This is a genomic window from Photobacterium sp., from assembly GCF_057456235.1.
Genome location: NZ_JBVCPH010000011.1, coordinates 92,952 through 105,938 on the forward strand (window position 1 = coordinate 92,952; position 12,987 = coordinate 105,938).

The window sequence follows — 12,987 nt, forward strand, 5'->3', positions numbered from 1 at the left end:
TATAGTTGTTTCTTGATCTAAGTCAATACCAGCCCACCAGTTTCGGGGTATATAATACGCAACTCAACAAGAAATTGAAAAATCTAACAACATCCTTCGAAGGAGTAAGTCATGATCACCGGTATTCAAATTACGAAAACAGCAAACAACGAACTACTGAACTCTATCTGGTTATTGGATAGCGAAACAAACCAGGCTCGCTGCGTATGTGCACAATCTGGCTACGAAGAAGATCAAGTTGTAGCCACCGCAGAACTTGGTGAGATTGAGTACCGCGAACTGGCTATCGAAGCGCCGGCTAAAATCGAAGGCGGTCAGCATTTGAACGTTAACGTCCTTAAGCGTGAAACACTAGAAGATGCCGCTAAACACCCAGAGAAGTATCCTCAGCTAACTATCCGCGTCTCAGGTTACGCAGTACGTTTCAACTCGCTAACGCCTGACCAACAGCGCGACGTTATTGCACGTACATTTACTAAAAGCCTGTGATCTCATAGCGCGCAGCTTCTGTAAACCAAGAGACAAAAAAGGGAGCCGACTGGCTCCCTTTTCGATCACTATGGTGCGCACATCCGGCCTAGGTTAATCCTGTACGCTTTGCAACACAGCTTTCAACTGGTCAAAGTCATTGTCACGCTCTAGTGACAGCAGCTCCATTGCACCATGCTTGGCTAATGGTGCCGGCAGATCAACATCGATGCCAAGGATCTCATCAACGACTTCTTTGAACTTCGCCGGGTGCGCGGTACACAGGAACAAACCGGTTTCACCGTCTTGTAGTTGTTCATTAAGCACCCGATAGGCTATCGCACCATGCGGTTCACACAGATAACCTTCCGTGTGCATCTGACGTAACGTTTCTGCCGTTTGCTCATCGGTAACCGCGCCATATCCAAGCTCATTCAGTCCCCAACCTTTAAGCTGACACAACTCTTCGATACGTGGCCAGTTATTTGGCTGGCTGACATCCATTGCATTAGAAATAGTCGGAATCGTTGGGGTTGGTGTCCACTCGCCGGTTTTCAGATAACGAGGCACCGTATCGTTGACGTTCGTTGCGGCAATAAAACGCTTAACCGGTAAGCCGAGTGATTTCGCTAATAAACCTGCCGTCAGATTACCAAAGTTACCACTTGGTACCGAAATCACCAGATTATCACGCTGTGCTTTTGGCAGCTGAGAAACCGCTTCAAAATAGTAGCATATCTGCGCCATCAACCGGCTGATATTGATTGAGTTGGCCGAGTTAAGACCGACTTCCTGGCGCAACTCTGCATCATCAAATGCGTTTTTAACCAGGGCCTGACAGTCATCAAACGTGCCATTAACGGCAACGGTATGGATATTACCGCCAAGGGTGCAGAACAATTTTTCCTGCAGCGGGCTGATTTTGCCTTTCGGATACAGGATCACGACCTTGATATTGTCCATACCATAGAAGGCATGAGCAACCGCGGCACCGGTATCACCGGATGTGGCGGTTAAAATGGTCACTTTACCGTCGCCATCTGACACGGCAGCCAGCGACTGGGCCATAAAGCGGCCGCCAAAGTCTTTAAACGCCAGCGTCGGGCCATGGAACAATTCCAGGGCATAAACACCGTCTTTAATCTTTGCAATCGGGGCCGGGAATTGAAAGGCGTTACTGACCATCTGGCTGACGGTCTCAGAAGCAAGCTCATCACCAATAAAGGCAGAGAGAATTTTACTGCTGCGGCTAACAAAATCCATCTCTAACAGGGCGTCAATATCGCCCAGTTCAGGTAGTTCTGATGGGAAAAACAGGCCTTGGTTGCGACCCAAGCCCTGACGCACAGCCTGACCAAATGAAACCTGCTCTTGAGGTTCTTTTAAGTTATACAACTTCATAGTTTATAGCTCACTTCCTGTTACTTTTGAGCCCTGGCTGTCAAGGCGACAGACATGGACAAATCCTTCATCGTTCTGAACATAATTCTCTTCGAGCCAACGTGCAATACGTTTTGCAACTTCGAGGTCATTACAGACACTAAACATCGTCGGCCCAGAGCCAGAGATCCCACTGGCCAGTGCGCCAGCTTCCAGCGCATATTGCCTTGCATTGGAAAAACCCGGTAATAATCTTTCGCGATAGGGTTCTGCAACCACATCTTTAATCATTTTTGCTGCAAGCTCCGGCTGCTGTGAATAACACGCATGAATAAAGCCGCCAAGGTAGCGACCATGTGCAATAACATCCTGACGGCGATATTGAGCCGGCAGAATGGCACGCGCCTCTGCGGTTGGTACTTTAATCCCCGGATACGCCATGACCCAGTACCAGTCATCAAAACACGGTACCGACTGGCTGATGATCCCCAGCTCTTCAACCATAAACTGCAGGCCGCCCAAATAACAAGGGGCGACATTATCATAGTGCAGACTGCCAGAAATCAGCGCCTCCATTTCGCCCATTAAGGCCAGTAATTCAACCTCATTGAGCGGCAAGTCATGAAAACGGTTGAGTGCATCGAGGGCCGCAACAACCGAGCAGGCACTAGAGCCGAGCCCAGAACCAATCGGCATGTTCTTTTCCAGCGTCATGGCAACGGGTTTTAGCGCCAGGCCCTTTTTATCCAGCTCGCGGGCAAACACACGCCAGCATTGATATACAATATTATCTTCCTGCTCGGGCGGTAATTTGGCAACAAATTCACCCACACAATCGAGGGTAAACGGTTGTTCGCCGTCAGCCACTCTCACCCGATCCCCCAGCAGGGTGCCGTCAATTGGTGAAACTGCTGCGCCTAAGACATCGAACCCGACACTGACATTGCCAATCGACGCTGGCGCATAAACTACAACACTCATCTTATACTCCTAGCTTCCAGCCTAATGTACGCATCAAATCCGCAAACACACCGGCGGCGGTAACTTCAGTACCGGCACCATAACCACGTAGCACCAGTGGGATCGGCTGATAATAACGGCTATAAAACGCCAGCGCATTTTCACCGTCTTTGATCTTGAACATCGGGTCGTCAGGATCGACCGCCGCAATTTTCACCGAACATTGGCCATGATCAATTTCACCGACATAACGCAGCACTTTATCTTCTTTGGTAGCTTTTTCTGATAACTGTTTAAAGTACTCATCGGCTTCAGGCAACCGCGCCATAAAATCTTCAACCGAACCATCAGAGTCAAAACCAGGCGGCAGGGCTTGCTCCACCACAACGTCATCAAGTTCCAGTGCCATTCCGGCTTCACGGGCGAGGATCAGCAGCTTGCGCGCGACATCCATACCGGACAGATCATCGCGGGGATCGGGTTCGGTAAAGCTATTGCTTCGGGCAACCGTCGTTGCTTCGCTGAAGCTCATACCTTCGTCGAGTTTACCGAAAATATAAGAGAGTGACCCCGATAGAATGCCGGAGAAACGTTCTAGCTGATCACCCGCAGCCATCAGGTTTTGCAGGTTCTCAATGACCGGCAAACCGGCACCGACTGTCGTGTCGTACATAAACTTACGCCGTTTAGAACGTGCCGCCTGACGCAATTGGTGGTAATACATCATGCTCGCAGTATTGGCTTTCTTATTTGGAGTAATGACATGGAAGCCCGCAGCCAGAAAATCGACGTATTGCTCGGCGATACCTTGATCCGATGTGCAATCAATAATGACCGGGTTAATGATGTGGTGACGCTTTACTAACTGGATCATCCTCGCCAGACTCAGTGGCTCATGGGCCGACCCCATCTGATCTCGCCAGTTATCAAGAGGCAAACCGTTACTATCAAGCAGCAGCCCCTTGCTGTTCGCCATCCCACAGACGCGGATAACAATCCCACTTTGGGCTAATTTCGCCTGCTGACGGTGGATCTGCTCAACCAGCTCGCCCCCGACACCACCGACACCAATGACAAAAACATCCAGAAAGTGTTGACTGTTAAACAAATTCTCATGACATGCTTTGACCGATTCAGACACTTTATCCGCCGGGATCACGGCCGAAATCGCACGCTCTGAAGATCCCTGGGCTATCGCAATAACATTGACGTCGACTTCAGCCAGCGACGTGAAGAACTGTGATGCCACACCACGAGATGTCCGCATGCCATCGCCAACCAGAGTAACGATAGCGGAGTCATCAAGAAACTCAACTGGCTCCAGCAGGCCTTCTTTCAGCTCAAGTTCAAAGCAGTTCTGTAACGTCTCCTGAGCTGCGGCTTTATCCGCACTCTCAATGCAGAAGCTAATGCTGTACTCCGATGAGGACTGAGTGATCAATACAATAGAGATTCCTGACGCTGACATCGCGCTAAACACGCGCGCCGCCATGCCAACCATCCCTTTCATACCCGGGCCTGAGACATTCACCATCGTCAGGTTTTTCAGGGTCGTAATGCCCTTGATAGCCAGCTTGTCTTCGCCGGTATCCTGACCGATCAGGGTTCCGGCACCTTGAGGGTTAAAGCTGTTCTTAATCAAGCAGGGAATATGGAACTGGGCAATCGGGGCGATCGTTTTAGGGTGCAGTACAGAGGCCCCGAAATAAGACAACTCCATCGCTTCCTGATAGCTCAGGGATTTCAGCAGGCGAGCATCGGGAACGATACGCGGATCACAGCTGTAAACACCATCAACATCCGTCCAGATCTCGCAGCACTCAGCACGTAAGCAAGCCGCTAATACCGCAGCGGAATAATCGGAACCGTTACGGCCTAACGTCACCAGCTCACCTTTGCTGTTGCCTGCGGTAAAGCCCGGCATGATATTAACGTGGCCTTGTGGGAGGGGATTTCGTTTGAAATTTTCAGTGGAAACTTCAATATCGACATGCGCTTCAAGGTAATCACCATGAGCCAGCAGGTATTCAACCGGATCAATCAGGCTTGCGGCCAGCCCTTTGGCTTCGAGCAGCGCTTTCATCGCGACAATCGACAGGCGCTCGCCTTTGCTGATCACTTTGGCATAAACATTATCAGGACACAGGCCTAATAACTTCATGCCATGCACATATTGTTTCAGCTGTCCCAGCGAACTGGCCAGCTTGGCATCTAGCAGGGCTTTATCGAATTTAGGCTCCAAAACCAATAAGCCTTCAAACAGCGAAGTAAATACCGCTTCAAGATCGGCCAGTTGAAGCTCCGCATCGCCGGTATTTATTGTACTGTTGACCACTGACACCAATTTATTCGTCACTTTGCCCGGCGCCGACAGCACCACAGACACATCCCCTTGCTGGACATTATTGGCGATGATATCTGCTGCCCTTAAAAATCGTTCAGCATCAGCCAACGATGAACCACCAAACTTAAATACTCGCATTCCCTACTCCCAAGTTCCTAATTTATTGGCTACCACATTGTATAGGTAGCAAAAATAAACAATTTCATTCAATTCCGTGAAGTTAAAAAAAAGCCCGCACTATGTGAAGTGCGGGCTTTTTCATATAAATCGTATACGCATCAGCCCGCCCCAGCACTCATTGTGCCGGTAATAATAATGGTGGTGGTTGCGCTGATTACGTTAAACATGTGTGCTGTCGATTTACTCAAAATTCTGTATTACTTTACATTTACCGGAACCGGGATTCAGAGTCAACCACGTTTTATCGCTTAACCGATAAAATCACCGCCCCTTGGCCCGCAGAGTATCCCTACGCGACCTCTGAAACGAGCATCCTGGGGCTAGGTGGGAATACAATCATATTATTCGGAAAAAGTATAAAAAATAACCATCACTTATTGCAGTTAACCTCTCCACGTTGCATAGTGAATAGTAATGACATAAAAAATCAATTCGGAGGGACACCCGAATGGCTGCAGCAATGGAACAGCTTGTCGCCCATACTATCTTGCAAGGCTTTGATGCCATGTATGGCCGATTCCTTGATGTGACGGCTGGTGCCCAGGAACGATTTGAACATCAGGACTGGTCAGCGGTGCATCTGGCACTCAAAAAGCGGATCAGCTTTTATGACCACCATGTCGGCTTAGTCACCAGCCAGATCCAGATTATGCTGGGTAAACGTCATGCTAACCGCTCTTTTTTAATGGCCGTTAAATCTGCTTATGAAGATCTGCTGCTCGATTACCCCCGCTATGAAATCGCCGAAAGTTTTTTTAACTCGGTCTATTGCCGAATTTTCGAACACCGCAATATCAATCGTGACAAGCTGTTTGTCCATAGTTCACAAGAAAATCGTATTCCGACCTATCCGACTCAGCTAACACGCCGCTATACCGCCCACTCCGGGCTCTCGGCATTATTTGAACGCGTACTCGACGACACTCCTTTTACCTTGGACTGGGAAGATAAGAGTCGAGATATCACATTAATCATTGACCACTTACAACACGAATTCGGAGAAGCCCTCAACCAGGACACTTCCCTCGAACTGATCCGGGAACCTTTTTACCGTAATAAAGCCGCTTACTTAATCGGATCCATCACACTCCGCCACAATAACCAGGAGAAGACCGTTCCTTTGGTATTACCGGTACTGAGCAACAGCAACAAGCAGCTCTATATCGATGCCTGTATCTGCCACGTCAACGATGTCAGTATTATCTTTGGCTTTGCCCGCTCGTACTTCATGGTTTACGCCCCAGCCCCGGCGGCACTGGTATGCTTTCTATCGCATATCATTCCGAACAAAACCACCGCCGAGCTGTATACCGCAATTGGTTGTCAGAAACACGGAAAAACCGAGCTATACCGGGAATTTTTAGATCATCTGGAACATTCTGACGATAAGTTTATTCCAGCTCCGGGAATTAAAGGGATGGTGATGGCGGTATTTACCCTGCCCTCTTATGGTTTTGTCTTCAAAATCATCAAAGATAAGTTCGCCCCACAAAAAGCCATCAGCCATGCCACGGTCAAAGAGAAATATAAGCTGGTTAAGGAACACGATCGGGTCGGGCGCATGGCTGATACCCAGGAATATCGCAACTTCACCTTTGAACGCCATCGCTTCAGCGACGAATTACTGGCTGAACTGCTCGAGGTGGCCCCCTCGATAGTTAAAGTGACCAAGGACAGGGTCATTATCAAGCATCTCTATATGGAACGAAGGATGATCCCGTTCAATATTTATGTTGAACAGGCTAACGATGATGATCTTCGTCATGCGGTCGATGAATATGGCAAAGCAATTAAACAATTGGCTGCGGCCAATATTTTTCCCGGGGATATGCTATTTAAGAACTTCGGGGTTACCCGTCATAAGCGAGTGGTCTTTTACGACTATGATGAAATCAGCTACATGACAGAAATGAACTTCCGCAAGATCCCACCGCCTCGTTATCCAGAAGATGAGATGGCCGCAGAGCCCTGGTACAGCGTGGGGATCAACGACGTCTTCCCTGAAGAGTTTCGTACCTTTCTGCTGATCAACCCAAAAGTCCGCGCACTGTTTAATGAGTTGCACAGTGACTTATTTGAGGCTAAATACTGGCAGCAACTCCAGCAAAATATCACGCACGGCCAGTATGAAGATGTCTATCCCTATAAAAAGGAACATCGACTGCGAAAATAATGCATTACAGCCGATCTTCGTGGCAGCTAACACACCGTGTCAGGCTGAAAAAAACCGTCGACTTTATAACAAAGCCGGATTTTATGCAGAAAGTCTCATTATGTCTCTCATTGCATTTTAATAATTAGAATTGTGCCCTAATATGAATAAGCATAAGCATAAGCATAAGCATAAGCAAAATTAAGAACAGGGATGGTGACGTAATGAAAAAATTGCTGCTCACATTAGCCCTGCTGGTCGTGGCTTTACCAACAACAGCAGCAGAAAAGGGACTTTTCAGCTTAATCGGTGATAATACTCCCTCTGGGTGGTTCATATCTTCACATTCACGAGCGGCAGATCAATTCGATCTGTGGCAAATTGATAGTGGCTATGCCTATTCGCTCAACAATAATCTCGAGCTTTATCTCAGTACCCGCCTCTCTTCTGGTAATGATCTTATCTCTGCAGGCCGTGGGGTTTTATCGGGGGTAAAATATCAAGTCACACCAAAAGTGAGCCTGAAAAGTGCTATCACGTCCGAAACCGTTGATCGAGATACCATACTCGGCGTTGAATTGAGCAGTCAGTATAAAATGACGGAGAAGGTTAACCTGCATGCAACCGTTGATTACGAAGCCTTAGAGCAAATTTACCTGCTTGGAATTGGCTATCGCTTCTGATTCCGAATAAGACGGCACAGGATCGATGGATGCGCCGTCACCATTATTTACAGCACTGCCAAGTTCAGAGGGTGACGGCTTAGCAAGATACCGTTAAGATCTGCGTAGACGTAATCGCCGGGATAAATCATGGTGTGCCCTACAATCAACGTCATATTCTTATCACCGCTCTGACGTTTTACCGTTTTAAACGGGCAGACGCCCAGTGCTTTAACCCCAAGATCGAGCGTGGCCAGAGTTCCAACATCACGAGCCGCACCATTAATAATGATCCCCTGCCAGCCATTTTCAACGGCCAGTAAAGCCAGCTGATCACCCAATAACGCCCGATTACATGAACCATGACCGTCAATAAACAGTACTTTTCCTCTGCCATCTTGCGACACAATTTCCCGGACTAAACTGTTATCTTCAAAACAGCGGAGGGTAACGACTTCGCCATAGAATATTTTTTTTCCGCCATAATTGTGAAAGGTAAGAGGCAGCCAGCTAACATCCTGTTCATAGTGATCACACAAGTCAGGTAATAGATCTTTCATCTCACTTACTCCTTTGTTGATCTTCCCAAAGTTACGGGTTCCAATCCCGCGAAGAATCTCGAATTCTACTTTCCAGCACAAATAGCTTTCACATAGCACGCCGTAAATAGAGATTATTCCATTAAGTGTAGAAAAAGGCTGAAAATTTACCTAGTCTTTGTTTTTTAAACCCCTTAATTAACACTGGCACCAAATATAACTGATTGTCCTCAACCCAGTAGATGGCATTTTGTTGCCATTTTTTTGCTAACTGATATGCCTGCTCGGCCCTTATATCGACGATATAACCCGCCTCCTCCCAATCCCCATCCGACGCGCAACAGCGCACAGGAAAATATGACCCAGTTAACATTGCCAACTCTTTTTCTAATATTTTATTACGCTTTTGATTGTCCAATCTATTAAGAACAATGCTTCTGGGATTAAATGCTGTTAGAATTGCAAAAGAATGGTAAACAGGGTGTTGCCTAGCTTTGAATGAAATGGTTTGATAGCTTCGCCACAGCAAGGTATTTTTACACATCGCAGATTCTGCCGGTTAATGATGTCTTAAGTTGTCGCGTATGTTAATCAACCTGATTGACCGCAATACATCTTCACCCAACTTGATGTAAATCAAGAAACATCCAGAAAGCGTTATTGAAACAAATCGCTATATTGTTAGCGAGCTGTTAAGTGCTTACAATCGTCGCCATCCCAGGGAGATTGTAGCCAATACCCGTAGAATATCGGGCCTTTCAGTCTTGTGATGACACAAAACCACACTGAATTTATGGATGGCATACCAAACAGGCTGCTTTACAGCGTAAATGAAAGTATTTTGTCTAATACTTTGCCTGTATGTGAATTTTTTTTATAGAATTTAACTATTCTATTTTTGACCAGTTTTAGTTTTTTGAAATTAGGTACTGCCAATGCAAACCCCTCACATTCTAATTGTAGAAGACGAGCACGTAACACGTAACACCCTTAAAAGTATTTTTGAGGCTGAAGGTTACACGGTATTCGAAGCCAACGATGGCGCTGAAATGCACCAGATGCTTTCAGAGCACCATGTTCACCTGGTGATCATGGACATCAATCTTCCAGGTAAAAATGGCCTATTACTCGCGCGCGAACTGCGTGAACAAGGTGATATGGCATTAATGTTCCTGACGGGGCGTGATAATGAAGTTGATAAGATCCTGGGTCTTGAAATTGGTGCCGATGATTACATCACCAAGCCATTCAATCCTCGTGAGCTGACCATTCGTGCGCGTAACCTGTTGACTCGTGCCATGAATCAAGGCCTGCCAACTGAAGACAAGAAACTGGTAGAGCGATACGAGTTCAATGATTGGTCGCTGGAAATTAACAGCCGCTCTCTAGTCAGTCCGAATGGTGATCAGTTCAAACTACCACGTTCTGAGTTCCGTGCCCTGCTTCACTTCTGTGAAAACCCGGGTAAGATCCAGACTCGTGCTGATCTGTTGAAGAAAATGACAGGCCGTGAGCTCAAACCTCATGACCGGACAGTTGACGTAACAATCCGTCGTATCCGTAAGCACTTCGAATCCGTCGCTGATACTCCTGAAATCATTGCTACGATTCACGGTGAAGGCTATCGTTTCTGCGGTGATCTCGGCGAAGAATAATTGGCATTGCTGCCGTGGTAAGATTCTTACCCGTCTGCAGCAACCAGTTAGATAGAAAAAAGGCTCCCGTGGGAGCCTTTTTTAATGCGGTAAATAATCAGGCTGTCGCGGCGAACCTGTAGCCTATGCTTACTTCTGCTGAGCAAGCCACTCCTTCAAGACCTGAATATCATTCAGATAACCATTTTTGATCTCATCAACCCAATCATTAATGTTCTCCCACCATGCCGGGAGCTCTGGCGACTGAGCTTTCTGGGCGACCTGCTGGATATGCTTCAAGCCTATCGAACCTGCCGCCCCTTTAATTTTATGAGCTTCAAATTTGATCCCGTCTTTATCTTTAGCGGTCATATTAGAATCTAAGATCGTAATGTACTCCGGCATCATTTTTTCAAACATCGCGATACTGTCATACACCGGCTTTGCGCCAACAATATCGATATACGAGGTGAGCATTTCCAAATCAAGCAGCTGGTTAATCATCTCATTACTCGGGCTGCCCGGCGCATCGTCATACGCAATTTCATCCGGTTCCTCAAGAGGGCAGGTCAGTACCAGACGTTGGATCACATCGGTGATCGCTTTAACGCTTAATGGCTTACTCAGAGCCTCATCCATGCCTTTATCAAGGTATTCGGCTTTGTCACTAATGACGTTAGCCGTTAATGCCACCAGAGCTGGCAAATGATCATACTTTTCACGCAGTGCCTGAGCAATGTCAAAACCGGTCATATCCGGTAACTGGATATCGAGCAGCACCAAGTCAAAGATGTCAGGATCAAACAGCCGCAGAGCCTCATCACCACGCATTGCAACCGTGACGTCATGGCCCAGGCTTTCAAGCAATGCCTTGGCCACGGTAATATTCAACTCAATGTCTTCAACCATTAAGATATTTAAGCTGACTTGCGGAAGCACTGGCATCGCTTCTTCTTCAACAGCGCTTTCCACCAGCGGCACACGAATGGTGACGGTAAATGTACTGCCTTCACCCACATCTGAGGTTACTGTAATATCGCCCCCCATCAGCTGCACCAGCTGACGCGATACCGCCAGGCCGATTCCGGTGCCCACCGCATGGAGGTTATCGTCACCCTCTTTGACCTGATAATACATCGCGAAAATTTTATCCAGCTCTGATGCCGGAATACCGATGCCGCTATCTTCTACCTCAAAGATGATCTCCGCCTCGTTATCGTGGAGCTCGCTACTGATCGACAGCACCACTCCCCCTTCTTTGGTGAATTTGGTGGCATTACCGATCAGGTTCCACAACACCTGGCGTAGGCGGGTACTGTCGACTTCAATGCATGCAGGCAATTCCGTTAGCCGCTCTAAATCAAAACGCAGCCCTTTCTGCTCTGCCATTAAACTGGAAATATTTTCCATATCGGCAACAAATTCATGAAAGTCCAAGGGCTTAGGCAACAACTCCAAACGACGGCGATCCGACTTATCCATATCGATAATATCGTTAAAAATATTACCTAAGGTGATAGCACTGACATGAACGGTTCGCATGTAGCCGCGCTGCTCGTCATCCAGCTTGGTGTCCAGCAACATACGGCTTAAACCGACAATACCATTTAACGGCGTACGTAATTCATGGCTAATGGTTGAAATGAAGGCAGTCTTATCGCGACTGGCTTTTTCCTGCGCGTCCTGATACTGCTTACGCTCGGTAATATCGCGGCCAAATCCCATCAATCCCAACCGGCGTCCGTCACGGCTGTAAAACGGGACTTTACGTAATTCAAATATCGCTTTTCCGCCGTCAGGATATTCCAGCCACTGCTCATAAGTGAGAGAAACATTTTGCTTAAACACCTGCTGATCGGTTTCAGCGATTTTGGTGGCAACTTCTTGGCTGTAGACATCCCACGGGGTCAAACCCACCAACTGTTTTTCTGTTTTACCCGTCAGCTCTTCCATCGCCCGGTTACAACCGGAAAATTCGCCTTTTTCATTGCGGTAATAGATCAGATCCGGTGAAGCATCGAGGAATGACTTGACCAGTGCGCTCTGCTCTGCCAACTCAAGCTGAGCATTTTCACGCTGGTATACCTCATTTTCTAAATCTTGCATCGCGAGCTGGCGGGCTTCTTCCGCTTTCTCTCGTTCTTCAATTTCCTGATTCAGCTGCGTGATATTGCTCTGTAGCTGTTTATGCAGCTGCATATCACGCGAGCGCATCTCTTCCAGCTTGGTCACAAGTTTAGACAGGCGCTGGCGGGAGTCTTCTAACTGATCGACCACCACTGATAAGAAGTAAACAGCCCATGGTGTGATCAACAGACCGAAAAATACCGATCGGACAATATCAATGTCAAGCACTTCCCCCTGAAGCACTAAGGTCACACTGACCTGAACCACCACAGCAAGTGCCACCAAGGCCAGCGCCAGCAACATACTGAACCGTACAATGCCTAACTTGACCAGCAAGTCGACATAAAACTGAGCCAATACTTTGATTTGTTTCATTATTCAACCCGTAACCCAAAAGTGCTTCATTCGATAATATCGTGCGCAGTGACCGATCCAAAGGACAAGCCCCACAGTTATACTCTAATGTTGTTATTCCTGCCCAAAAAAGCCTGCATGCGCAGGCTTTAAATCACATGTCGACATCCCCTTCGGGATAGTTGTC

General features: G+C 47.5%; 10 protein-coding genes and 1 other annotated feature. Of the genes, 4 read left to right on the forward strand and 6 right to left on the reverse strand.

Features of this window, described 5'->3' with window-relative positions; translation table 11 throughout:
- Window positions 1-111: 111 nt before the first annotated feature.
- Window positions 112-489: an autonomous glycyl radical cofactor GrcA gene (gene grcA / locus AC2204_RS13570; protein ID WP_107284102.1), complete on the forward strand. Its 378-nt coding sequence runs from the start codon at window positions 112-114 to the stop codon at window positions 487-489.
- 93 nt (window positions 490-582) lie between these two features.
- Here the strand turns inward: grcA and thrC are convergent, their stop codons facing one another.
- Genes thrC through thrA form a run of 3 tightly spaced genes read right to left on the reverse strand, consistent with a single transcriptional unit; the run spans window position 583 to window position 5,290 of the window.
- Window positions 583-1,869 carry a threonine synthase gene (gene thrC, locus AC2204_RS13575; protein WP_318926201.1) on the reverse strand — a complete coding sequence of 429 codons (1,287 nt, stop codon included), beginning with the start codon at window positions 1,867-1,869 and terminating at the stop codon, window positions 583-585.
- Window positions 1,870-1,872: 3 nt separating this feature from the next.
- Window positions 1,873-2,829 (reverse strand): homoserine kinase, encoded by a 957-nt coding sequence (thrB, locus tag AC2204_RS13580; RefSeq protein ID WP_318926202.1) that lies wholly within the window; start codon window positions 2,827-2,829, stop codon window positions 1,873-1,875.
- A 1-nt stretch (window position 2,830) separates the two neighbouring features.
- A complete protein-coding gene (gene thrA / locus AC2204_RS13585; RefSeq protein ID WP_318926204.1) occupies window positions 2,831-5,290 on the reverse strand; it encodes a bifunctional aspartate kinase/homoserine dehydrogenase I in 2,460 nt (819 codons plus the stop codon).
- 83 nt (window positions 5,291-5,373) lie between these two features.
- Window positions 5,374-5,489: a sequence feature (Thr leader region), on the reverse strand.
- Window positions 5,490-5,780: 291 nt separating this feature from the next.
- On the opposite strand from thrA, the gene aceK reads away from it, so the two are divergent.
- Together aceK and AC2204_RS13595 are read left to right on the forward strand one after the other, a co-directional pair.
- Window positions 5,781-7,505: a bifunctional isocitrate dehydrogenase kinase/phosphatase gene (aceK, locus tag AC2204_RS13590; RefSeq protein ID WP_318926206.1), complete on the forward strand. Its 1,725-nt coding sequence runs from the start codon at window positions 5,781-5,783 to the stop codon at window positions 7,503-7,505.
- Window positions 7,506-7,708: 203 nt separating this feature from the next.
- Window positions 7,709-8,167 carry a hypothetical protein gene (locus AC2204_RS13595; protein ID WP_318926208.1) on the forward strand — a complete coding sequence of 153 codons (459 nt, stop codon included), beginning with the start codon at window positions 7,709-7,711 and terminating at the stop codon, window positions 8,165-8,167.
- 47 nt (window positions 8,168-8,214) lie between these two features.
- On the opposite strand, the gene AC2204_RS13600 is transcribed toward AC2204_RS13595, so the two are convergent.
- On the reverse strand, window positions 8,215-8,706 hold the full coding sequence (locus AC2204_RS13600) for a putative 4-hydroxy-4-methyl-2-oxoglutarate aldolase (RefSeq protein ID WP_318926210.1): 492 nt from the start codon (window positions 8,704-8,706) through the stop codon (window positions 8,215-8,217).
- Between the two features lie 121 nt (window positions 8,707-8,827).
- Window positions 8,828-9,229 (reverse strand): DUF3293 domain-containing protein, encoded by a 402-nt coding sequence (locus AC2204_RS13605; RefSeq protein ID WP_318926211.1) that lies wholly within the window; start codon window positions 9,227-9,229, stop codon window positions 8,828-8,830.
- 391 nt (window positions 9,230-9,620) lie between these two features.
- Between AC2204_RS13605 and arcA the strand changes: the two genes are divergently transcribed.
- Window positions 9,621-10,340 carry a two-component system response regulator ArcA gene (gene arcA / locus AC2204_RS13610; RefSeq protein WP_107284110.1) on the forward strand — a complete coding sequence of 240 codons (720 nt, stop codon included), beginning with the start codon at window positions 9,621-9,623 and terminating at the stop codon, window positions 10,338-10,340.
- Between the two features lie 129 nt (window positions 10,341-10,469).
- Here the strand turns inward: arcA and arcB are convergent, their stop codons facing one another.
- Complete coding sequence (gene arcB / locus AC2204_RS13615; RefSeq protein ID WP_318926214.1) at window positions 10,470-12,821, reverse strand: aerobic respiration two-component sensor histidine kinase ArcB; 2,352 nt, start codon at window positions 12,819-12,821, stop codon at window positions 10,470-10,472.
- Window positions 12,822-12,987: the final 166 nt, after the last annotated feature.